19 protein-coding genes are annotated in these 22,917 nt (G+C 70.7%); 6 read left to right on the top strand and 13 right to left on the bottom strand.

Annotation, left to right across the window (positions count from 1 at the left end; genetic code table 11):
- Nucleotides 1-111 precede the first annotated feature (111 nt).
- A complete protein-coding gene (locus ACFY0P_RS33005; RefSeq protein WP_388921345.1) occupies nt 112-489 on the top strand; it encodes a hypothetical protein in 378 nt (125 codons plus the stop codon).
- Between the two features lie 364 nt (nt 490-853).
- Here ACFY0P_RS33005 and ACFY0P_RS33000 read toward each other — a convergent pair whose 3' ends face one another.
- Nucleotides 854-2,395, bottom strand: coding sequence for a helix-turn-helix domain-containing protein (locus tag ACFY0P_RS33000; protein ID WP_388921342.1), 1,542 nt, complete (start codon nt 2,393-2,395; stop codon nt 854-856).
- 803 nt (nt 2,396-3,198) lie between these two features.
- On the opposite strand from ACFY0P_RS33000, the gene ACFY0P_RS32995 reads away from it, so the two are divergent.
- A complete protein-coding gene (locus ACFY0P_RS32995; protein ID WP_388921339.1) occupies nt 3,199-3,543 on the top strand; it encodes a winged helix-turn-helix transcriptional regulator in 345 nt (114 codons plus the stop codon).
- A 165-nt stretch (nt 3,544-3,708) separates the two neighbouring features.
- Here the strand turns inward: ACFY0P_RS32995 and ACFY0P_RS32990 are convergent, their stop codons facing one another.
- The 6 genes from ACFY0P_RS32990 to ACFY0P_RS32965 form a co-directional block, all read right to left on the bottom strand.
- On the bottom strand, nt 3,709-5,919 hold the full coding sequence (locus ACFY0P_RS32990; protein WP_388921336.1) for an MMPL family transporter: 2,211 nt from the start codon (nt 5,917-5,919) through the stop codon (nt 3,709-3,711).
- Between the two features lie 534 nt (nt 5,920-6,453).
- Nucleotides 6,454-7,149 carry a response regulator gene (locus ACFY0P_RS32985; RefSeq protein ID WP_388921333.1) on the bottom strand — a complete coding sequence of 232 codons (696 nt, stop codon included), beginning with the start codon at nt 7,147-7,149 and terminating at the stop codon, nt 6,454-6,456.
- Nucleotides 7,146-8,426, bottom strand: coding sequence for a sensor histidine kinase (locus ACFY0P_RS32980; protein ID WP_388921670.1), 1,281 nt, complete (start codon nt 8,424-8,426; stop codon nt 7,146-7,148). Before ACFY0P_RS32980 ends, ACFY0P_RS32985 begins: the two co-directional genes overlap by 4 nt.
- A 157-nt stretch (nt 8,427-8,583) precedes the next feature.
- The gene (locus ACFY0P_RS32975) at nt 8,584-9,435 is read right to left on the bottom strand and encodes an ABC transporter permease (RefSeq protein ID WP_388921667.1); all 852 of its coding nucleotides are present in this window, start codon (nt 9,433-9,435) and stop codon (nt 8,584-8,586) included.
- Between the two features lie 5 nt (nt 9,436-9,440).
- Nucleotides 9,441-10,376 carry an ABC transporter ATP-binding protein gene (locus tag ACFY0P_RS32970; protein WP_388921330.1) on the bottom strand — a complete coding sequence of 312 codons (936 nt, stop codon included), beginning with the start codon at nt 10,374-10,376 and terminating at the stop codon, nt 9,441-9,443.
- 1,113 nt (nt 10,377-11,489) lie between these two features.
- The gene (locus ACFY0P_RS32965; protein WP_388921700.1) at nt 11,490-12,092 is read right to left on the bottom strand and encodes a hypothetical protein; all 603 of its coding nucleotides are present in this window, start codon (nt 12,090-12,092) and stop codon (nt 11,490-11,492) included.
- On the opposite strand from ACFY0P_RS32965, the gene ACFY0P_RS32960 reads away from it, so the two are divergent.
- Nucleotides 12,012-12,692, top strand: coding sequence for a zinc-binding dehydrogenase (locus ACFY0P_RS32960; protein ID WP_388921327.1), 681 nt, complete (start codon nt 12,012-12,014; stop codon nt 12,690-12,692). The genes ACFY0P_RS32965 and ACFY0P_RS32960 overlap by 81 nt on opposite strands.
- A 194-nt stretch (nt 12,693-12,886) precedes the next feature.
- On the opposite strand, the gene cynS is transcribed toward ACFY0P_RS32960, so the two are convergent.
- Both cynS and ACFY0P_RS32950 read right to left on the bottom strand, forming a co-directional pair.
- Nucleotides 12,887-13,336 (bottom strand): cyanase, encoded by a 450-nt coding sequence (cynS, locus tag ACFY0P_RS32955; RefSeq protein ID WP_388921324.1) that lies wholly within the window; start codon nt 13,334-13,336, stop codon nt 12,887-12,889.
- A gap of 101 nt (nt 13,337-13,437) precedes the next feature.
- Nucleotides 13,438-14,061 carry a DJ-1/PfpI family protein gene (locus ACFY0P_RS32950; RefSeq protein ID WP_388921321.1) on the bottom strand — a complete coding sequence of 208 codons (624 nt, stop codon included), beginning with the start codon at nt 14,059-14,061 and terminating at the stop codon, nt 13,438-13,440.
- An 89-nt stretch (nt 14,062-14,150) separates the two neighbouring features.
- Here ACFY0P_RS32950 and ACFY0P_RS32945 point away from each other — a divergent pair, with 89 nt between their 5' ends.
- Complete coding sequence (locus ACFY0P_RS32945) at nt 14,151-15,488, top strand: PLP-dependent aminotransferase family protein (RefSeq protein ID WP_388921318.1); 1,338 nt, start codon at nt 14,151-14,153, stop codon at nt 15,486-15,488.
- A gap of 156 nt (nt 15,489-15,644) precedes the next feature.
- Here ACFY0P_RS32945 and ACFY0P_RS32940 read toward each other — a convergent pair whose 3' ends face one another.
- The 3 genes from ACFY0P_RS32940 to ppk2 all read right to left on the bottom strand — a co-directional run bounded on the left by ACFY0P_RS32940 (nt 15,645) and on the right by ppk2 (nt 19,080).
- Complete coding sequence (locus tag ACFY0P_RS32940) at nt 15,645-16,100, bottom strand: MarR family winged helix-turn-helix transcriptional regulator (protein ID WP_388921315.1); 456 nt, start codon at nt 16,098-16,100, stop codon at nt 15,645-15,647.
- Between the two features lie 108 nt (nt 16,101-16,208).
- Nucleotides 16,209-17,930, bottom strand: coding sequence for a SulP family inorganic anion transporter (locus ACFY0P_RS32935; protein ID WP_388921312.1), 1,722 nt, complete (start codon nt 17,928-17,930; stop codon nt 16,209-16,211).
- Between the two features lie 346 nt (nt 17,931-18,276).
- The gene (ppk2, locus tag ACFY0P_RS32930; RefSeq protein ID WP_388921309.1) at nt 18,277-19,080 is read right to left on the bottom strand and encodes a polyphosphate kinase 2; all 804 of its coding nucleotides are present in this window, start codon (nt 19,078-19,080) and stop codon (nt 18,277-18,279) included.
- Between the two features lie 41 nt (nt 19,081-19,121).
- On the opposite strand from ppk2, the gene ACFY0P_RS32925 reads away from it, so the two are divergent.
- The gene (locus ACFY0P_RS32925) at nt 19,122-21,506 is read left to right on the top strand and encodes a phosphoketolase (protein WP_388921306.1); all 2,385 of its coding nucleotides are present in this window, start codon (nt 19,122-19,124) and stop codon (nt 21,504-21,506) included.
- A 61-nt stretch (nt 21,507-21,567) separates the two neighbouring features.
- Here the strand turns inward: ACFY0P_RS32925 and ACFY0P_RS32920 are convergent, their stop codons facing one another.
- Complete coding sequence (locus ACFY0P_RS32920) at nt 21,568-21,948, bottom strand: STAS domain-containing protein (RefSeq protein WP_388921303.1); 381 nt, start codon at nt 21,946-21,948, stop codon at nt 21,568-21,570.
- A gap of 306 nt (nt 21,949-22,254) precedes the next feature.
- Between ACFY0P_RS32920 and ACFY0P_RS32915 the strand changes: the two genes are divergently transcribed.
- Nucleotides 22,255-22,695, top strand: a complete 441-nt coding sequence (locus tag ACFY0P_RS32915; protein ID WP_388921300.1) for a pyridoxamine 5'-phosphate oxidase family protein — start codon at nt 22,255-22,257, stop codon at nt 22,693-22,695.
- Nucleotides 22,696-22,917 lie beyond the last annotated feature (222 nt).

Raw genomic sequence — 22,917 nt, 5'->3', positions numbered from 1 at the left:
GCCGGTCCTCAGCCAAGAACCTGATCACTCAGGCGCGGCGAGCTCCTCGTGATACGCGGTTCGTGTGGACGCCATGGTCCGTCAGGAGCGGCCGGGCGCCTCAGAGCGCAGGTGGCGAGCCTGTTCCCGCGTTACGCGCGCCAGGCACTGGCCGACGGGCCCGAGCAGCAGTCGGCCAAGAGCTCGGTCCAGCTGCTGCACCGGATCTGCCGGGTCTACTCGGTGGTCGGGATCGCCGTACCGGTCTTCGGTGTGGGCGCCGCCGAGGTGATGGGTGTGATGGGCAGCGCCTGGCTCATCGCCTCCATGGCGCTGACACTCGACCAGGACGCGAAGATGGCCCCGGAGTTGCTGCGGAATTACCGCAACCTGGTCCACTCTCTCGCGGAGAAGCGAGCCCCACAGCGCAAGACTTCGACACGGCCGATCTGTGCTGGTCGACGGTCAAACGCTGTTCTCAACGATCTGGCGGCGAGTAAACCCCAATAGCGACGAGGCGTGAGCGGCACCTCGGCAGACGTACGCCCTGCGTTCGAAAGCCGGTGACATCCGCGGTCAGGACATCGTCCTGACCGCCGAGGTACTCGACCACGTACTGGCGCACGCCGTCCAGGGGCTTGCCGCACGCGGGCCGCCAGGCGCGCGCGGGCTTGGGGGTCCTCGCGGAGCCTGCGGGTCTGCCACGACGTTCGCATCACCGTTCCGGCATCGTGCAGCCGGTTCAGCAGCGTGCCGTAGGGCAGGCCACTGGCGTCCACGAGTTCCTGGACCGTGGCCCCGGCCTCGTATTGCTCACGCAGTGCCTGGACGCTGGGCGGTTCGCCCGCGGGCTCGGTCGGTGGGGGAGGAGGGTTCATGTGGTGGACTCCCATTCGTTGAGGGCTTGGGTGTGGGCTGCGGCCAGTTCGTCGTAGGTGCGCTGGCCGGCGGGGGTGATGAGGATCAGCCGGCCGTCCGTGGCCACCCGCCAGCCGTCAGCCGCCCGGCCGGTCGCCGGATCGAGGACGCGTCCGCCGGCGGTTTGCCAGGCAGCCGGGACCTCGTCCGGCCGCACCGTGGGAACCAGGACCAGGCGGCCGTTACGGACGATCACCACGGCCCGGTTGCGGTGCTCGGAGAGGCGCTCCAACGCCTTCTGGTAGAGGTCCCGTTCGCCTGCGTGCAGCGCCTTGCGTCGAGCGGCGACGCCTCTGGTGCCGTGCCGTTCGGCGACCTTGTCCCAGCCCTGTGCCGGAGCGGCGGTGTGGCCGGTGTCGCCGTCTGGGATTCGGATGCCGAAGCCCTGCAGGGCACGAGGCGTCAGGGCCCAGGTCTCCCCGGTGTGCTGGACGAGGCCGTGGTCGGCGAGGCGTTGCAGGGTGCGGTAGGTGGTGGCGCGGGAGACGGAGGAGCTGGCGATCAGATCAGCGATGGTCTGCGCGGGCCGTGCGTGGAGGGCGCTGAGGATCACGAGGGCGGCGCTGCCGAGGCCATGGTGGGCGAAGGCGTCGTGGCCCATCAGACGGCTGAGGACGGTGGAGTCGATGTCGGCCGCCGTAGCCGTCTCAGGGGTGGTCCACTCCTCAAGCGCCGGGTCGGGGGGGAACTGAGTGGTCCACAAACGAGACGGCAGAGCAGGGACGCGGTGGCTGGGGACGCTGCCTTGGTCGAGGTACCAGGTCGAGCCTTCCCGGCCATGGCCCACCCGCAAGCGGCGCAGCCAGCCGCACGGCTTCAGGACGGTCTCGTAGACCACCCGCAGGGTCGTCCGGGAGATCCCCGCCTCTTCGGCGGTCTGGCGCTCGCTGGCATGGTGCAGAGGGCCGCCCGCGGTCTCTGCGAAGTTCAGGTGTGCTCCCAGTACGCGTAGCGCGGTCCGGCCCCGCTCCCCGCGCCAGGGCGTGGTCTCGATCCGGTCCCGCAGCGCGGCGAGAACCTCGAACGCGTCGTGCCGCGAGCCCAGTGCCAAGGTCATGCTGACGGTGGCCGAGGCGCTGGCCCACACCCGGCGGATGTAGTCCAGGGCGCGTGACTGCCCGGAGCGCAGTGCAATGGTGCGAGCGTGCCGTCCGCCCTCGTGCTCGGGGTGCAGCAGCAGCCGTATCAACTGGTCGAGGCTGCCGCCGGCGCGGGCGACATGGCAGGCGAGGGCCGCGGTGATCCGGTGACCGTGCTCCGCCGCGCCCTGGCGGTATGCGCGGAGGGTCACGGTCCGCCCGTCGGGGGCGAGTCGGCTGTAACTGCCGGTGGCGTAGCGGCCGGTGAGGTCGCCAAGCAGGACCAGGTCGGCGGCGGGCTTAGGGAGGGATGCGAGTCCCTGCAGCGCGGTGTGGCTGCCTGTGACTGCCTCTGGTGGGGAGAAATCCGGACGTGGAGCCGACGGGGAGTAGTGCGGGTGGGCTGTGGGGTGTGGCATTCTGGGGTCGTCCCAAGGACATGGATGCCACCGCGGACCTCTAAATCAGTGGTGGCGTCCGGAACCGACCTCCAATCGGTGCCAGCGAAGCCTCCAGGATTGCCGTCCTGGGGGCTTTCGTGCGCTCTGGCACCGGTCGGAGGCAGGCGTCCCCATCGCGGCTCGACCGGAGACGACCGAGAGGCCTGTCAGAGTCGCCACCCTGGATCCGTACCGGTCAACGCCGGTCGCACAAAAGGCAGTTTGGGAGGCTGATGCCTCTGACTGCCTCCGAGCGACCCGGGTCGAACCGGGGTCGAATCAGAGCGGTTTCCTCTGACTGCCTCCGCTCGCCTCTGCAACCCGTCCTAGCAGGTCACAGCCTCATCGCCCCCACACAAGCGCAGGTCAGAAAGATGCGCTAGCTGTACCACTGGTTCCTGGCGAAGGCGGTGATGTGCGGCATGGCTGCGGCTCCCGTCGTTGGGTGGTGGCGACATCGTCGGGACGGGCCGCGCGGGGGCGCAATACGGCTTCCGTGTCACGGAAGGGTGCTTGGAAACTCCCTGGTGAGGGTGCCGAGGCCAGGCACTGTGCCGCTGCGTGCCGGCATGGGTGACAGCAGCCGTGCCGTCTGCCCGCGGTGACGGGCGTGTTCATCGGCGACTACCTGGTTGAGATATATGTCCGTTTTCTCGCTTCTCCGGCACTTCTTTGGCGGCATACGGCTGGTACAGCAGCAGAATCTGCATAGCTGCAGGTCGGACAGAGCCGGATCAGGCGCCGTCGCAGGCCGTGAGGCCTGCATCGTCCCCGCCGAGCACATGGAGTTCATCCGTCAGGTACTCGATCGCGTCGGCGACAAGTGGAGCCTGCTGATCATCGTCGGCCTGGAGGACGGCCCCCTGCGCTACACCGACCTGCAGCGAAATGTTCCGGGCATCTCACAGCGCATGCTCAGCCTCACCCTGCGCCAGCTCCAGGAGGACGGGCTGGTGACACGTACCGCCTACGCAGAGGTGCCACCGCGCGTGGAGTACGCGCTCACCCCCCTCAGCCGCAGCCTGCACGAGATCGTCAAGCAGCTGTTCGTCTGGGCCGCCGACCACCACGAGGAGATCCGGGCGCACCGCGCCCGTGCCGCCGAGACCGCAGCCGCCTCACGTTGATCCGGGTCCCGTGCGCCCCGGCGAGTCTGCTTTCCTCCGGATGAACACCGCCGTCGGCGTGTGCTCAGGTGTTGCGCGGGTGAGTCCTGGTGGGGCGTCCCGGCTCTTGCTCTCCGGGCCGCCCCACTACGGGTGCGCGTTCCTTCTCGCCCCGCAGGAAGGTGTTCAGGAACTGGCGGACGGCTCGGGTTCGGGGGCCGGGCTGTCCGGCGCGGGAGCCGGGACGGGCTCGTCCGGCGGGTCGACGGAGAGGTGCGGCAGCCTGCGGTCCAGCCAGGCGGGCAGCCACCAGTTGGCGTTGCCGAACAGGTGCATCGCGGCGGGGACCAGGATGGTGCGCAGGATGAACGCGTCCAGGGCGACCGCGGAGGCCAGGCCGATGCCGAACTCGGCGATCGTACGCTGCCCGCCGAAGACGAAGGCGATGAAGACACAGACCATGATGGCAGCGGCGGCCGTGATGACCCGCGCGGTCTCGACCTGGCCGACCCGCACCGCACGGGCGTTGTCCTTGGTGTGCACCCACTCCTCGTGCATCCGGCTGACCAGGAACACCTGGTAGTCCATGGACAGACCGAACAGGATGGCGATCATCATCACGGGAAGGAAGGCCTCCACCGGGCCGGCCCTGCCCAGCCCCAGGGAGTCGGAGCCCCAGCCCCACTGGAACACCGCGACCAGGACGCCGAAGGAGGCTCCGGCAGCCAGCAGGTTCATCACCGCCGCGGTGAGGGGTATCAGCAGGCTGCGGAAGGCGAGCAGGAGCAGCAGCCCGCCGAGGACCACGATCACCGCGATGAACAGCGGCAGTTTGCCGGAGAGCACACTCGCGAAGTCGTCGAAAATCGCGGTCGACCCACCGACGTAGACCTTGAGTGTGGTGCCCTTCTCGGCTGCGGGGACCACGTCGTCACGCAGGTGATGGATCAGGTCGGAGGTCTCCTTGGCCTGGGGCGAGGTGGTGGGGAAGACCTGGACGATGCCCACCGTGGAGCCGGGCTTGATGGGCGCCGCGACGACGCTCGCGACCCCGTGGACGTCCTTCAGCTGGGTGGACAGTTGCGTCAGGGCGGTCTTGTCCGCAGCCGTGGGGGCCTGGGCGACCAGTTGCAGCGGTCCGTTGAAGCCGGGGCCGAAACCGTCGGCCAGCAGGTCGTAGGCCTTGCGGGTGGTGTTGGACGCCGGATCGTTGCCCGAGTCGGAGGAGCCCAGGCGCAGGGAGAGCACGGGAATGGTCAGGACGAGCATCACGGCCAGCGCGATCGCGGACAGCGCGCGGGGGCGTCGTTCCAGCACGGCGGCCCAGCGGGCCCACGGGCCGGACACGGCGTTCTCGGGCAGGGGCTCGCCCGCCGCCAGTCGGCGCCGTGCCCGCCGGCCGAGGACCCGCTTGCCGAACAACGCCAGCAGTGCCGGAAGCAGGGTCACCGCGGCCACCACGGTCACCGCCACCGTCAGCGCCGCGGCGATGGCGACGCCGTTGAGGAACTTGGTCTGCAGCACGAACATGCCGAGCAGGGCGATGCAGACGGTTCCGCCGGCGAACAGCACGGCACGGCCCGAGGTGTTCACGGCCCTGGCCAGGGACTCCTCGACGTCGAGCCCGGCCTGCAGACCCTTGCGGTGCCGGGTGACGATGAACAGGGCGTAGTCGATCCCCACGCCGAGACCGATGAGGGCGGACAGGGTCGGGGCGATCTCACCGATGGTCACCGCATGGCTGAGCAGGCCGGTGGTGAGGATGGCCGTGCCGACGCCGGCGACCGCGGTCAGGATCGGCAGGAGCATGGCGAACAGCGAGCCGAAGGCGAGGAAAAGCACCACGGCGGCGGCCACCACGCCGACGAGTTCACTGGTGGCGGGTGGCGTCTGCTCCGTGCTCTTGATCGCCTGACCGCCCAGTTCGACCTTCAGGCCGTCGGTCCTGGCCGCCTCGGCGGTGTCGATCACCTTCTGGATGTCCGCCTTGTCGAGTTCCTGCTGGACCTTGGCGAAGTTCACCTGGGCGTAGGCGGTGCGGCCGTCCTTGCTGATCTGGGCCGCGCCCTGCGGGCTGTAGGGGCTGGTGACGCCGCTCACCTCGGGCAGCTTGGAGATCTTGTCCAGGGTGCCGGTCATCCGCTCCTTCGTGGCGCTGTCGCGCACGGAACCGGAGTCGACCTGCCACACCACCGTGTCGGTGTCACCGGCCTGTGCCGGGAAGGACGACTTCAGCAGGTTGAGGGCACGGGTGGACTCGGTGTTCGGCAGCGAGAAACTGTTGCTGTAGGCGCTTCCGGCGCTCTGCGACGCGACGACCAGTCCGCCCAGCAGGCCGAGCCAGAGCAGCACGACGACGAGCCGGTGTTGATAGCACCAGCGTGCGAGAGTAGACAATGGGGCTCCACGTTCAGGAGTGGTTCGGTTCGGCAGGTGCCGATACTCGGAAGGGACCGGCTCGTTGTCCGGTGGGGTGCCTTCCCTGCGCAATGCGGGAGGCGGCGGGGGCAGCGGGTGATCTCGGCGACGACGGTGTCGCCGTACCAGGTGATTCGGAACGTCGGCGGCATCTGGCCGACGGGTGTCAGGCGGTCGTTCGCCGTTTTCTCGTGGTACCGCTCCGTGGTCGCTGTGCTTCGATCATGGTCACCCACCGTGTCCGGGGCCCCTGCGGGGCTTCGTGAACAGAAACGCTAGGAGCTCGGGAACCGCGAAACTTGGTACCCAGGGGAGCAATGACGCGGACGCGGTGGTACCGCGGTACTACGGGGAGTGGAACGTCCGCACCGGGCTCGGCTGCCGTCCGATCGCCGCGTGCCGCGGCCGGGGAGCGGCGCAGTGTGCGCGTGTCCGGGTCCCCGTGCGATCCGGACACTGCCGTGCTCGACGGGGAGGGCTGGGCCGGCGACCGGGCGGGGCGCGTGGCGGGCGTTACAGGGTCCCCGTGCCCCGCTCGGGCGGGCGGGGACGGGCGAGCCCCAGGTCGTAGGCGAGGATGACGGCCTGGACGCGGTCGCGGGCTCTCAGTTTGGCCAGGACACGGCCGACGTACGTCTTCACGGTGGACTCCGACAGCACCAGACGTTCGGCGATCTCTCCGTTGGTCCAGCCCTGAGCGATGGCGACGAAGATCTCGCGCTCGCGTTCGGTCAGCGAGCGGACCCTGGGGTCGTCGTCCGGCGGGCGACTGGGGGACGTCTGGGGCAGGTGGTGGGCGTAGGTGTCCAGCAGTCGGCGGGTGAGAGCCGGGGCGATGATGGCGTCGCCCCCGGCCACCGCGCGGATCCCGGCCAGGAGTTCATCGGGTTGGGCGTCCTTGAGAAGGAAGCCGCTGGCGCCCGCACGCAGGGCCGCGTGGGCGTACTCGTCCAGGTCGAAGGTGGTCAGGACAAGGATCCGGGAGCGGCCGCCGGACGCGATGATGCGGCTGGTGGCCTCGATGCCGTCGACGCCGGGCATCCGGACGTCCATGAGGATCACGTCGGGACGGAGTTCGGCGGCCATGCGGACGGCCTCGCCGCCGTGTTCCGCCTCGCCGACGACCTCGGTGCCGGGGGAGCTCTCCAGGAGCATGCGGAAGCCGAAGCGCTGCAGCGGCTGGTCGTCGACGATGAGGACGGTGGTCACTGCGCACCCCCCGCGTGGGCAGGGCGGGGGAGACCGGTGATCGGGGTGAGGTCGAGGACGGCCCGGACCGCCCAGCCTCCGCCGGGAGCGGGTCCGGCGGTGACGGCCCCGTGGTACAGGGCGGCGCGTTCTCTCATACCGGTGAGACCTTGTCCTTGGTCGCGGGGTGGTTCCGCACGCGCGGCTTCCGGACGCGGCCCGGTGTTGTGGACCTCGATGCGCAGTTCCCTGTCCCGGGCGGTCACCGTCAGGTCGATCCGCGTGTCACGACCAGCGTGTTTGAGGGCGTTGGTGAGTGCTTCCTGGACGATGCGGTAGACGGTCAGCTGGACACCACGGTCGAGACCGTCCAGCTCGCCGCCGGTGCGGTAGACGACCTGCGGACCGGCGGCGCGGATACGGGCGCACAGCGTGTTGATGTCCGCGAGGCGGGGCTGCGGGCTGAGCTGGGCGGGGTCGGAGGCGGCGTGGTGGTCGCGCAGGACGCCGAGCACGCGGCGCAGTTCGCCCAGCGCCTGGCGTCCGGTGTCCCCGATCATGAGCAGGGCCTGTTTGCCGCGTTCGGGGGTGATGTCGGCCGCCCGTGAGCCGCCGTCGGCGAGGGTGATGATGACGGAGAGGTTGTGGCCGACGATGTCGTGCATCTCGCGGGCGACGCGGGTGCGTTCGGCGGCGGCGGCCAGTTGGCTGCGCTGGTCGCGTTCGATCTCCAGGCGGGCCGCGCGGTCGTGCAGCGCCGCGAGCTGGGCCCGTCGCACGCGTACGGCGAGACCCAGCGCGACCGCGGCGACGACGGTGGTGCCCAGGAAGAACAGCCCGTCCACGACCGATACGTCGCTCGGCAGCCGCAGGGCGACCAGCCCCAGGTCGACCGCCAACGCGACGCAGGCCACGGGCAGATGGCGCGGCCGCCCGCGCAGCGCAAGATGGTAGAGGGCGATCAGCACGGCCATGCCCGCGCGTAGCCAGACCCCCAGAGCGCACTGGACGAGGAACACGGCTGCGGTCACGGCGAAGGTCGGGGTCGGCTTTCTGCGCCGCCACAGCAGGGGCAGCAGCAGGCCCGCCTGCAGCGCGATCGTCCCGGGCCAGGGCAGGTCGGTGAAGTCGACGTCGAACTCCTCCGGGCGCTGCGGGGATATCAGGTCGGGCACGCACAGCACGGCAGCCAGGACGACGACCAGACCGGCGTCCAGCAGCCACGGACGGCTCCGGTCGAGCTGCCTCAAGCGCTGCCCGACACAGGACGCCCGTCTGACCAGTGGGTGGTCCCACATGCCCTCGATTCCCGCCGGTGACGGCTGGAAGGCCGTTCCCGGCAGGGTCGTGCCGTCGCTGCTCATGGGTGTCCCCTTGTCGATCGTGGCTCACAAAGGCCGGGCGGCGCGGTGACCGGTCAGGTCGGTGCCGCACCGCCCGGGCGGAAGGGCCGCGTCACGCATCGGTGCGCACCAGACGGTACGCGGCGCCCGCCAGTGCGAGCGCGGTCCAGCCGAGCAGGACCAGAAGCCCGGCGCCGGGCGAGAGGCTCGCCGCGTCGTGTGTCAGTGTGTACAGCGATTCGCCCGCGTTGCTGGGCAGGTACCTGCTGACGTCGTCCTCCCACGAGTTGGGCAGCAGCGAGGTCAGACCGGGCACGAGCATCAGTATGCCGACCAGGGCGGAGATGCCGCCCGCGACAGAGCGCAGCAGCGCGCCGAGCGCGGTGCCGATCACGGCGATCAGACCGAGGTAGAGGCCGGCGCCAAGCAGGCTGCGGACCACGCCGGAGTCGGACAGTGAGAGGTGCGCCGCGGTGCCGGACACCATGTGGTTCGCGATCGGGAAAGTGACGAAGGCGCCGATGGTGGCGAGGACGAAGGTGACCAGGCCGAACACCGCCGACTTCGACCACAGCACCGGCAGCCGGCGCGGGACGGCGGCGAGCGTGGAGCGGATCATGCCGGTGGAGTACTCGCCGGCGGTGACCAGCACACCCAGAATGCCGAACGCCATCTGCGCGAGGAAGACACCGAACAGGGAGAGGCTGAGCGCGGTGCTGTCCTTCAGGTCCGGGCCGCCTCCGTCGGAGTTACCGCCGGACTGGTACTGCCAGGCGGCGATGACACCGAACGCGATCAGGGAGGCCAGGCCCACTGCCAGGGTGATCCAGGTGGAACGCAGGGTCCACAGTTTGGCCCACTCCGAGCGCAGCACCCGAAGCCCGGTGACCCGGTAGCGCGGACGTGTCTGCTGTGTGGCCTCGGGCGAGGGCGACGGCGTGGACGGGCTGTGGGTCTCGGCCATCGTGGTCATGCCGCCCTCCCCGGGGTGTCGTTGGTGGAGGCACCGTGGTACTCGACGGCGTCGTGGGTCAGTTCCATGAACGCCTGCTCCAGGGAGACGGTCCGGGAGCTGAGCTCGAACAGGGCGATGTGGTGCTCGGCGGCCCTGAGGCCGATGGCACGCGCGGACAGGCCGACCACGTGCAGCTGCTCGGAGCCGACCTCGCCGGTGATCTCGACACCGGGCCCGGAGAGGACCTCCCGCAGACGGGCGGGCCGCTCGCAGGCCACGGTCACCGCGTCCCCGCCGTACTGGCGCACCAGCTCCCGCACGGTGGTGTCGGCCAGCAGACGTCCGCGTCCGACGATGATCAGGTGATCGGCGACCAGTGCCATCTCGCTCATGAGGTGGGAGGAGACGAAGACGGTACGGCCGTCTTCGGCAAGCTGGGTGAGCAGGTTGCGGATCCACAGCACGCCGTCCGGGTCGAGCCCGTTGACCGGTTCGTCGAGCATCACGGTGGCCGGATCGCCCAGCAGCGCCGCGGCGATGCCCAGCCGCTGGCCCATGCCGAGAGAGAAGGCACCGGCCCGCTTCCTGGCGACGGCCTGCAGTCCGGTCAGCTCGATGACCTCCTCCACCCGGCGGCGCGGAATACCGTGGGTGTGGGCCTGCACCATCAGGTGGTCGAACGCGGACCGGCCCGGGTGGACCGACCTGGCCTCCAACAGCGCGCCGATCTCCTGCAAGGGCGCCGAGTGGCGGGCATAGCGTTTGCCGTTGACCGTGACGCTGCCGCCGGACGGTGCGTCCAGTCCGACGATCATGCGCATGGTGGTGGACTTGCCGGCCCCGTTCGGGCCGAGGAACCCGGTGACGGTACCGGGCCTGACGACGAAGTCCAGACCGTCGACCGCCGTCTTCTCGCCGTACCGCTTCGTCAGTTGCCGTGCCTCGATCATGGTCACTACCTCGCATTTTGGCTACTCGCCCTGGCCGGGCTTCCTCACCAGAAACGCTAGGAGTCCGAGACCCGCGAATCCTGGTACCCAGGACAGCAATGACGTGGACGCCGTGGTACCGCGGTACTACCTGAAGCGGAACCTCGGTACGAGGCCCCGTCAAGCCAAGTGGTGCAGCGTGAGCGGTGACCTCGCGGACGGCCGCTGACGGTCGTGCCCGCCCCGCGACCGCCTCGTGGTGCAGGCGCCCTTGCTCGACGCGTCCCGGTGAACCGCGCGCCGTTCATGCCGCGGGATGCTGCGCCGGCATGGCGCTCGGCCGGCCTGCCATCAGCGCGTTGGACGGCCCCGAGCCGCGGCGATCCGGAATGACCCGCGTGTTCAGGGCAGTTGGCCGCCTACAGCACCTGGCGGCGAACACCGTGACTTTTCCAGGCGGACGCCATCTCGCGGGCAGACGATCACCGGTCCGAACCGGCGGCGCGTCAAGCGACCTCCGCCGTCGGACGGGAGCGCTGTGCGAACTGCGTCGTCACCGTGTTCGCGGCTACCCCGCTCGCGGGGGACATGACCGATGGCGGCCCTCTGCGTCTGTCGGACGGTGTGGTGCCGCCACGGGTCGACACCGGCCTGCGCGCAGCCCTGTCGTCACTCCAGCCCGCGCTTGCCCGGCGCCCAGAACGGCTTGGTGAGGACCGATCGCCGGTCCCAGCCCGGATTGGACGCGAGAGCACGTGAGTTGCCGCGGCCGTCTACTGGCGCGACACGTACATGCCGTCGACACGCTGGGAGCGGCCTGATCCGAGTGTCGCCAGGCCCGCCCCATATTCGCTGTCGTCGTGTATCGACGGTCACTCGGGGATCTCATCGTTGAGTTCCGGGGTGAGCGCCGATCCTGGTGTCCCGTGACCCGGCTCCGGCGTTCGCCTGCGGCGGCTGCCTGCCTTCGTCCTCCCGGGGAAGAGGTCTCCGCCGGCCACGGCGAGAGCGACGCTGACGGGCTGCGCACCTGACCGTTCGGGGGCGGACGTCGACGGCGGCGAGGGCGGGTCTGGCTCGGCCCGCCCCCGCCATGCAGGGCAGGGGGGTGTTGCCCCGCGCTTGTGGCGCCGGCTAGCCGGCGATCTTCTGCTTCAGCTGCGCGACCCCGTCCTTGATCTTCTGCTCGGTCTCGGTGCGCTTGCGGTCGCGTCGCTCCTTCGCCTCGTCCTTCCTGATCCGGTCGGCGGCCTCCTCCATGGCCTTGAGCTCGGTGCGTACCGAGTCGGACGGGCGGCGTTCGAGGACGGCGTCGTAGCTCATGGCCAACACGTCCAGGGCCTGGGGGTCGGATTCCCGGACCTCGGCGAGGATCGCGGTGCCGCCGGCCGGCATGTGCTGGGTGAAGAGGGTGACGGTGCCGTTGGCTTCCTCGGCCCGCTTGTAGTCGTAGCCGCTGCCGATCACGGCGCCGATGCCCCAGCCGGTCAGTACGCCGAGGGGTCCGCCGAGGATGCCGACCAGCGAGCCGACCAGGCCGCCGACGGCGGTGTTGCGTCCGGCCTCCGTCTCCAGGCCTTCGGGGATGCGGACCGTGCCGTCCTCCAGGCGTTCGATCAGGACGGCCCCGCGGACCTCGAGCGTGGCGGACGCGAGGTGCTTGAGGTCGCTGAGGGCCTGGTAGGCGGTGGCGCGGTCGGCGAAGCGGAGGGCGATGGCGTTCTCGTTCATGGGCATGTGCTGCCTCCTTGGGATTCGTGCGCTGCATCTGTGAGACAGTATGTATCAAAGAAATCTTGTGAGTCAAACCGTCTCAGAAATCTATGGGTGGGCTTGCCTCACGGCTGTCGGCGGCGACTGGTGTCGTGTCCCGCACCAGCGCCGACTGCCGCGTCCGGGGGGCGGCCTGAGTGCCCTCGCGCCGGTGCTGTCCGTACGTGCAGGGGTGTTCCTGTCGGTCCGTCATGTGTTCGGCAGCCAGGGAGCCGGCGCGGCGTCCAGATCGCTCGCGACGGCGTCGACGCGGCCGCCGACCTGGTCGGCACCGACGAAGCGGTCGGCTTCTCGTTGGAACTCGTCGCGGACCGGGACCGTACCGCCACCATCGCGGCGTTCCGGCGCGGGGCCCGGGCCGGCATCAAGCTCCTCGGGGGCGGACCAGGCGCGGACCCCGGCACGGACATCCGCGCCGCCGCCCGTCTGCAGCTCACCGAAGCGGCGGGGACCGGGCGACTGAGTGTCCTGGTCGCCGGCAGTCACCCGTTGCGGGAAGCCGCAGCCGCCCATCGCCAGATCATGACGGGCCGCACCACGGGCAGAATCGTCCTCGTGTCGTGAGACAGGTATCGGCAGGTCGGCCAAGGTGCGCGCCTTGGCCGACGTCGTACACCCGCCTGATCCCCTGGGGTTGTGTGCCCATGTCGGCGGTGCCCCTGCCTCCGCTGTTGCTTTCCCCGCCGCGCCTGAGACTCGGCCCACTCCCCTGACGTGGGGACAGTCATGGATGATCCGATGGACCCCGCTGAAGCGGCTCAGTCACTGGGCCAGTTGTAGGGCAGGAACTTTCCGTCGAACGTGATGACGACGTGCTCGGCCCCGTCGTGCGTGGCACGTCCGATGTCCAGCTTGAAGTTGATCGCGCTCATGATTCCGTCGCCGAACTGCTCGTGGATCAGTTCTTTCAGGGCCGGGCCATAGACCTGCAGCGCCTCGTAGAGGCGGTAGATCGTCGGATCGGTCGGTACCGCGGTGGGCAGCCCGCCACGGTAGGGGACGGTGGCGAGCACCGGCACGGCTTCCGCGGGCAGGTCGAGGAGTTCGGCGACCTGACGTGCGCTGTCCTCGGGAAGGGGGTGCTGTCCGAGCAATGCCGCGGTGGTCCACACCAGCGGCCGGCCGATCGCGTCAGCCAGTTGCTGCCATGTGAGGCCCTTGGCCAGCCTGCCGGCAGCGATCGCAGCCGTTACCTCGTCGCGGTTCATGCGTAGTCCTTCCCTGAGGGTCCGGTGGGTGTACGGGGCCGCAGCCGGCCGGGCTGCCGGAGGCGCGGCTTCCTGGCCGGCCGCAGCTCGCGGCTGGTGGGTCAGGCGAGCGCCGGGGCGGGCGCGGGCAGGTACGGGGTGATGTTGCGCCAGGCGCGCTCGATGTATTCCTCCTTCTCGCCGACCGGGGCGACGTAGTGCAACGCGCCTTCGGCGGCGTCCTGGCCGTGGAGGCGGGTGATGATCCAGGCGGCGAGGTAGTGCGAGGCCAGGCAGCCGCCGGCGGTGGCGATGCTGTCCTTGGCGTAGAAGGGCTGGTTGAGGACCTCGACGCCGGCGGCGATGACCCACGGCTTGGTGACGAGGTCGGTGCAGGCGGGGATGCCGCCCAGCAGGCCGAGCCTGGCCAGCACGAGCGCGCCGGAGCACTGCGCCGCGATGAGCTGGCGCGAGGGGTCCAGGCCGCGCAGGATGTTCATGATCGCCGGGTCTTCGGTGACCTCGCGGGTGGCGATGCCGCTGCCGACGATGACGGCGTCGGCGGCGCACGCCTCCTCAAGGGTGGACATCTGCTCGATGACCACCCCGTTCATCGACGTCACCTTGGGGCTGGGGGTGGCGATGGTGACGCGCCAGTCGTCGCTCTTGATGCGGTTGAGCACACCGAGTGCGATCAGGGAGTCGAGTTCGTTGTAGCCCTCGAAGGTGAGGATGGCGATGTGCACGGCGGCTGTCCTTTCCGGATGAGTCGGACTCGACGGTAAGAACCCGAGAGCAGGACAGTCAAAGAATTGTCATGGATACAATCCGGAGCATGGCAGCCTCGCGCTACAAGAAGCTGGTCGACACGCTCGCAGCCGACATCCGGACCGGGCGGCTCGCCCCAGGGGTGCGGCTGCCGACCCACCGCGCTCTCGCCGCCCGCGAGGGCATCGCCGTGGTGACCGCGACCCGGGTGTACGCCGAACTGGAAGTGATGGGCCTGGTGAGCCGGGAACAGGGCCGGGGCACGTTCGTCCGCGACATCGCGGTCTCCGCCGGTCACGGCATCGATCAGCAGGCCGTCGCCACAGACGTGGTCGACCTCAACTTCAACTACCCGTCGCTGCCAGGCCAGGCCGACCTCCTGCGCCAGGCCCTGCGGGAGGTGGCCACCTCCGGTGATCTCGACTCGCTGCTGCGCTACCAACCACACCGGGGGCGCCCCCAGGACAGAGCCTCCGTCGCACGACACCTCACGCGCCGGGGGATCACCGCCGACGCGGATCAGATCCTCATCACCAACGGCGCCCAGCACGGCCTGGCCATCACCGTCATGGCCGCGCTGAGCGCCGGAGACGTCGTCGCGGTCGACGCCCTCACCTACCCGGGTTTCAAGGTGCTCGCGCATGCCTTCCATCTCGACCTGGAGCCCGTCCCCACCACCACCGACGGGCCGGACCTCGATGCCCTGGAGAGGCTGTGCGCGACCCGTCCGGTGCGCGCGATCTACACCATGCCCACCCTGCACAACCCTCTGGGCTGGGTCATGCCGGCAACCGACCGCACCCGCCTGATCGGGATCGCCCGACAGCACGGTCCGCTCATCATCGAAGACGCCTCGTACGCCTACCTGGTCGAAGACCCGCCACCGCCTCTGGCCGCCACCGCACCGGACATCACCGTCTACGTCTCGGGACTGTCCAAGAGCATCGCCACCGGCCTGCGGGTCGGCTTCGTCCTCGCCCCGCCGACCATGGTTCCGTCCCTCGAGCGCGCCATCCGGGCAACCACCTGGAACACCCCCGCCCTCACCACAGCCATCGCCTGCCGCTGGCTCGACGACGGCACCGTGAACCAACTGGAAGCACAGAAACGGGACGACGCCAGGACCCGCCAGGCGCTCGTCAGGCAGGAGCTGGCGGGCCTCCCGCTCATCGGCCACTCCTCGTCCTACTTCACGTGGCTGCCACTGCCCGACGACGCACGCGCCGACCGCCTCACCGCCACCCTCGCGCGCCGGCACATCTCGGTCAGCACGGCGGGGCCGTTCACCACCTCGACACACACACCACAGGCGATCCGCCTCGCCCTGGGCTCGACCGACCTGGACAGCCTCCGATCGACGCTACGCACGGTGCGCCGACTCGCCGTCGAGGACGCCTACGCCTGAACTCCGCCCGTACTCGCTCAATCTCCCCCGCCCACCCGCCCCGACGAGTCGTGTCCAGTCGCTGACCCTGCACGGCACATGCGTCAGGCGAACCGGTACCGCAGGTGGGGCGGGGGCGCGGTGCACGCAACGAGCTGGTCGGCGCCGCGGCCCCTCTCAGGCGTCGCGAACCGTCTTGGTCACCCGGTCGAGCAGTGTCCGTAGCTGCGTGGACTCGTCCCCGCCGAGGGCGTCGGTGATGTGCCGCTCGATGTCGGCGATCACTTCGTCGGCTGCGCGCAGCGCCTCCCGGCCGGCGTCGGTCAGGTGCAGTTCCTGCACATGTCGGTGGCGGGGGTGCTCGCGTCGTTCCAGGAGTCCACGGCCTTCCAGGCGTGCCACCAGTGAGGCGACGGCCTGCGGGGTCACGTCGAGGCGGCGGGTCGGCTCGGCGCCGGCCAGTCCTGGTTCGGCGGGCACGGACATCAGGAGTGTGCAGTGCGCAGCCGCCATACCCAGGGGGCGCAGGCGCTGCTCCTTGAGCCCCTGCACCGCAAGCTCCGCACGGCGCAGCGCCCAGCTCACCCGGTCCAGCGCGTCGTGCCCGACGGGATCCTCGTCATGTGCTGTCACGCGCCTGACCACGACCTCGTCCCGGTGGCGCGTCGTGCCGAGCGGCTCGGGGACCTCGCCGAAGACTTGCGCTGCCGAGGCGCAGCCGCCGAGGTGCTGCCCGGCCGCCTACCGGTCCGGCTGTGCCGCCAGCCACTCGCGGTACGCCGTCACCGCCGTCGGCAGGGTCGGGAAGATGCGGTCGTGGCCGACCCTGTCCGCGAGGCCGTACGCCTCCAGGCTGTCCAGCAGGTCCTGCTTCACCCGGGCGAGCGCGAACACGACACCGCGCGCCGTCAGTTCACGTCGCAGGGCGTCGACCGCGTCGAGGGCGGTGATGTCGACCTCCACGTTGGCCTCGGTGTTGAGGACGAACCAGCGGACGGGCTCGGTCTGTTCGTCGACGGCGGCCAGGGCCCGGCGGTGGAAGTTCTCGGCGTTGGCGAAGAACAGGGGTGAGTCGTAGCGGTAGACCAGGAGACCGGGGATCGTGCGGGCGGTGGGGTAGTCGTCGACGTCGTGCATGCCGGCCACGCCGGGCACCAGGCCCTCGACCGCGTCGTGCGGGCGGGCCACCCGGGTCAGCAGTTCGGCCACCGACAGGCCGACGGCGACCAGCACGCCGTACAGGATGTCCAGGGCGAGGACCCCGGCCAGGCAGCCGAGCGCGAGGAGCAGTTCGCGGCGGCGGAAGGCGGCCAGGCGGCGGAAGCCGGCGAGGTCGGTCATGCGGGTCGCCGCGTAGACGACCAGGGCACCGAGCACCGCGGCGGGCGTCCGGGTCAGGAGGGGGCTGAGGAAGAGCAGGACCGCGAGGACGAGGGCTCCGGCGACCAGGGAGTACGCCTGGCTGCGGGCGCCCGCCGAGGTGGCCAGGGCGGTGCGGCTGGCGCTGCTGCTCACCGGGAAGCCGTGCAGGGCGCTCGCGCCGAGGTTGGCCGCGCCGAGGGCGAGGAACTCCTGGTCGGCGTCGAGCCCGGGACCCTCGTCGGGGCCGCGGCCGGCGAACGCGCGAGCGGTGAGGATGAAGTCCGTGTACGCCACCAGGAGGACACCGAGCGCGGGGAGGACCAGGCGGGGCAGCTCGGTCGGGTCGGGCGCGGCGAGGCCGGGCAGACCCGCCGGGACCGTACCGATGACCCTGATGCCGTAACGGTCGTCGAGGTCGAACGCCACCACGGCCGCCGTGCTCAGGACCACGGCCAGCAGCGGGCCGGGGAGCACCCGGAAGTACCGGGTGACGACGAGGAGGAAGAGCAGCGTCGCCGCCGAGAAGATCACGGTCGCCGGCCGAGCCTCGTCCAGGTGGGTGAAGAACGACCAGAGTTGGGGGAAGAACTCGGTTCCCGTCCCCGGTACTCCGGTGAGTTTGGGCAGCTGGTCCACGACCATGATCAGGGCGACGCCGGCCAGGTAGCCGATGAGGACGGGGCGGGAGAGCAGGTCCGCCAGGAATCCCAGGCGCACGGCCCGGGCGATCAGGCAGAGCAGGCCGACCGCGGCGGCGAGGGTGGCCGCCAGGACGGCGTACCTGCCGGGGGCACCGGCCGCGAGCGGGGCGACCACCGTGGCCGTCATCAGGGCGGTCGTCGACTCCGGGCCGACCGACAGCAGCCGCGAGGAGCCGAACACCGTGTACAGGGCCAGGGCGGGCAGGATCGCCCACAGGCCGGCGACCGGGGGCAGTCCGGCCACCCCGGCGTACGCCATCACCTGCGGCACCAGGTACGCGGCGACGGTCACCCCGGCCAGCAGGTCGCCCTTGAGCCAGGTGCGCCGGTAGCCGAGCAGCGAGACGAGTCCGGGCACGAGCCGGTGCCACCCCGGGTGTCCGCCGCTGCCGTGGGTCATGCGTCGCCTTCCGTCCGGTGCTCCCAGAATCCGTCGGTCCTCGGCGCGCCGCGGGGTACACGCGGGGCGCGTGCCCAACCGGTCTCGCGGACAGGGCCGTTCGGCCCGAACGGCGCCGGCCCTCGGGAAGCCGGCGCCCGGGATCCGGGGCCGGGCGTGAGGCGGAGGCCGAGGGCAGCGGGCCGGGCATGGGCCGGGCGGCCCCGGTCCGGGACCAGTGGCCCCTGCCCTCCGTACCTCCCGAACACGACGCTGGAACCGGATCCGCGGGAGGAGTCCCGCGCGGTCCCCGGCCCAGGAGGTGAAGACGATGCTGCGCACCGCCACCGCGGTGACCGGCTGCCGCTCAGAGGCTCGCCGCGTGGTCGGGGACGTAGGTCTGCAGATCCCTCGGCGGGCGCTCGTAGCCGGTCGACGGCGGCCGCTTCGGGAGTTCCAGCACCGGCGGCGGCACGTCGTGGTACGGCACGGTCGACAGCAGGTGGGCCATCATGTTCAGCCGGGCCCGGCGCTTGTCGTCGCTCTCCACGATGTACCAGGGCGCGTCGGTGACGTCGGTGTGGACCAGCATCTCGTCCTTCGCCCGGGAGTAGGCCTCCCAGTGGGTGATCGACTCCAGGTCCATGGGCGAGAGCTTCCAGCGCCGCACCGGATCGTCGAGGCGCTTGCGGAACCGGTCCTGCTGCTCGGTGTCGCTCACCGAGAACCAGTACTTGCGCAGCAGGATCCCGGACTCCACCAGCATCCGCTCGAAGATCGGGCAGTGCCTCAGGAAGAGCTGGTACTCCTCCTTCGTACAGAAGCCCATCACATGCTCGACGCCGGCCCGGTTGTACCAGGACCGGTCGAACAGCACGATCTCCCCGGCCGCCGGGAGATGCTCCGCGTACCGCTGGAAGTACCACTGGGTGCGCTCGCGCTCGGTGGGCTTCGGCAGCGCCGCGATCCGGGCGATGCGGGGATTGAGGTGCTCGGTCACCCGTTTGATCGTCCCGCCTTTGCCGGCCGCGTCCCGTCCCTCGAAGATCACTACAAGACGTGCACCCGTGGCCCGCACCCACTCCTGCAGTTTCACCAACTCGGTCTGCAACCGCAGCAGTTCCGCCTCGTACACCTTACGCGGCAGCTCCGCCGCCTTCTTGCCGGCCATGCCGCCTCCACCGCCCGATGACCTACCCATGGAGCCATCCGATGTCCAAGGTCGAACACCAGGACGCCACCGTACTGTCCGACGAGGAACTGCGCACCCTGGACGCGCACTGGCGTGCCGCCAACTACCTCGCGGCGGGACAGATCTACCTGATGTCCAACCCGCTGCTCACCGAGCCGCTGCGGCCCGAGCACATCAAGCCCCGGCTGCTCGGCCACTGGGGCACCTCGCCCGGCCTGAACCTCGTGTACACCCATCTCAACCGGGTGATCAGGGCCCGTGGACTGGACGCGCTGTGCGTGTGGGGGCCTGGGCACGGCGGCCCGTCGGTGCTGGCCAACTCCTGGCTGGAGGGCAGCTACAGCGAGACCTACCCGGACGTGTCCCGGGACGCGGCGGGGATGGGGCGGCTGTTCAGGCAGTTCTCCTTCCCAGGCGGGGTGCCCAGCCATGTGGCCCCCGAGACCCCCGGCTCGATCCACGAGGGCGGCGAGCTCGGCTACTCGCTCTCGCATGCCTACGGCGCCGCCCTCGACAACCCGGACCTGCTGGTCGCCTGTGTGATCGGCGACGGCGAGGCGGAGACCGGGCCGCTGGCGGCCTCCTGGCACTCCAACAAGTTCCTCGACCCGGTCCACGACGGCGCCGTCCTGCCGATCCTGCACCTCAACGGCTACAAGATCGCCAACCCGACCGTCCTCTCCCGCCTGCCCGAGTCCGAACTGGACGAACTGCTGCGCGGCTACGGCCATGAGCCGATCCATGTCACGGGCGACGACCCGCACGAGGTCCACCGGGCCATGGCGGCGGCGATGGACGACGCGCTGGACCGCATCGCGATCATGCAGCGCTCGGCGCGCGAGGAGGGGATCACCGAGCGCGTGCACTGGCCGGTGATCGTGTTGCGTACGCCGAAGGGGTGGACCGGTCCGGCCGAGGTGGACGGCGTTCCCGTCGAGGGCACCTGGCGGGCCCACCAGGTGCCGCTGGCCGGCGTCCGGGAGAACCCCGAGCACCTGCGGCAGCTGGAGGCGTGGCTGCGGTCGTACCGGCCCGAGGAGCTCTTCGCACCCGACGGCCGCCCCGTCGCCGACGTACTCGCCTGCGTGCCCGACGGTGCCCGCCGGCTGGGCGCGAGCCCGTACGCCAACGGCGGGCTCCTCGTCCGCGACCTGCCCCTGGCCGACCTCGACGAGTTCGCCGTCCCCGTCGACAAGCCGGGTACGGCCCTGCACGAGCCGACCCGCGTCCTCGGCGACCTCCTGGCCCGGGTCATGAAGGACACCGGGGCGCGCCGGGACTTCCGTGTGGTGGGCCCGGACGAGACCGCCTCCAACCGGCTCCAGGCCGTCTACGGCGCCAGCGGCAAGGCCTGGCAGGCCGGGCGGCTGCCGGTGGACGAGCACCTGGACCGGCACGGCCGGGTGATGGAGATCCTCTCCGAACACACCTGCCAGGGGTGGCTGGAGGGCTACCTCCTCACCGGCCGGCACGGGCTGTTCTCCTGCTACGAGGCGTTCGTGCACATCGTCGACTCCATGGTCAACCAGCACATCAAATGGCTGAAGACGTCCAGGGGACTGCCCTGGCGCGCCCCGATCGCCTCCCTCAACTACCTGCTGACCTCACATGTGTGGCGTCAGGACCACAACGGCTTCTCGCACCAGGACCCCGGTTTCGTCGACCACGTCCTCAACAAGAGTCCCGAGGTCGTCCGCGTCTACCTCCCGCCGGACGCCAACACCCTGCTCTCGGTGGCGGACCACGCGCTGCGCAGCCGCGACTACGTCAACGTCATCGTGGCGGGCAAGCAGCCCTGCTTCGACTGGCTCTCCATGGACCAGGCCCGCGTGCACTGCGCGCGCGGCGCCGGGATCTGGGAGTGGGCGGGTACCGAGAACGGCACCCGCGAGCCCGACGTCGTGCTGGCCTGTGCCGGTGACGTGCCCACCCAGGAGGTGCTCGCCGCCGCCCAGCTGCTGCGCCGGCAGCTGCCGCAGCTGGCCGTGCGGGTGGTGAACGTCGTCGACATGACGAGGCTGCTGCCCAAGGAGGAACACCCGCACGGTATGACCGACTTCGAGTACGACGGCCTGTTCACCACCGACAAGCCGGTGATCTTCGCCTACCACGGCTACCCCTGGCTGATCCACCGCCTCGCCTACCGCCGTACCGGGCACCGGCACCTGCACGTGCGCGGCTACAAGGAGTCGGGGACCACGACCACCCCGTTCGACATGGTCGTCCGCAACGACCTGGACCGCTACCGGCTGGTCATGGACGTGATCGACCGTGTCCCCGGTCTCGCGGTGCGCGCCGCCGGCGTGCGTCAGCAGATGGCCGACGCCCGCACCCGCCACCAGGCCTGGATCCGCGAGCACGGCACCGACCTGCCCGAGGTCGCCGACTGGACCTGGAACGGCTGAACGTCCTCCTCCCGGACGGTGAGGATCGCCGAGGCACCCGGCGGCCGGGGCACGGGAGCGGTCAGACGACCGCTCCCGGTGCGTCCCTGCCGGCGAGGGCCTCGGGGAGGCCGGGATACAGCTCGAAGGCGTCGCCCAGGTCCGTGCGGCGCAACAGCCGGCGGAAACCGTCGTCCGGGGTGACCAGTCGCAGTCTGCCGATGCGGTACCGGACCCGGTTGCGGACCCGGCACAGGAGAGTGAGGCCGGAGCAGTCGATGAACGAGACGGGGCTCAGGTCGAGCACCAGATCGGGCTCCGCACCGGACGTCAGGTCGTCGAGGGCGGCGGAGAGGACCGGAACAGCCAGGAGGTCGACGTCGCCGTGCAGGGTGACGACGGTGGTGCCCCCGGCGGTGACGGTCATGCGGTACGTCGCGGACCTCGTGTGGTTGTCGGCCATGGGGAAAGCGAAGTCCAGTCGGCGGGTCGTGCGGAAGGGCCGTTCGGCCCCCTCGATGCCCTGCCGGCAGGGCCCGAACAGCCCGTTTTGCGGTGTTCCGGCACGGAAGGGACCGTCCGGCGGCCGACGGGGGCCGGACGGCCCAAGCGGAGCCCGCCGAGCCGGGACAGGCTGGGTCTGCGGGGCGACACCCGCGAGGTCCCGGGGCCGGTCGGCCGCTGGTCCCGCAGGTGACCATCGAGGAGCCCGCCGACGCCGTCGTACGCTTGGACGCCGTCGTGAGACAGCTGGGAGACGAGACGGCCGATGTATGCCAACGACGGATTCCGTGAACTCGACCGGCGGGAGTGCCTGCGGCTGCTCGCCGGGGTGCCGGTCGGCCGTATCGTCCACACGCGCGGTGCACTGCCGGCCGTGCTGCCCGTCAACTTCTGCCTGGACCGCGACGGAGCCGTGGTCCTGCGCACGTCCGAGGCCTCCGAGCTGGTGCGGGCCGTCGACGGGACGGTCGTCGCGTTCGAGGCCGACGAGGTCGACGCCGTGGCGCAGGCCGGCTGGAGCGTCGTCGTGACCGGCCGTGCGGCCGTGGTCAGCGACCCCGGCGAACACGCGAGGCTCGTCCGGGACGGCCCCAGGTCCTGGGTGCCGTCCCTGCGGGAGGTCTTCGTCCGCATCGAGCCGGAACTGGTCACCGGACGCGAACTGACCGGCGGCCGCACCCTGTACGGCCTGGACCCCATCTCCTGACCCCCGCCGCACTCCCGTGGCGCAGACGGCGCGGAGCGACACCGCGGGGGACCGGTGCCGCTCCTGAGCCCAGTCTCTCCCCGCCCGCGCTACGCCGCAGGTGCCGAGGGGCACCGCTTCGGGGCCGGTCGGCCCTTACGCCCCGGGCGGCGCACCCTTCGCGGACGCCCGGTTCCGGACGGTGTCGGCCGCGCCGCGGCGGCGCCCGCCCGACTTGCCCGA

Source organism: Streptomyces sp. NPDC001714, from assembly GCF_042892755.1.
GTDB lineage: Bacteria > Actinomycetota > Actinomycetes > Streptomycetales > Streptomycetaceae > Streptomyces.
Note: the sequence above shows the minus strand (reverse complement) of the source record. Positions and strands in the feature narration are given on the sequence as shown.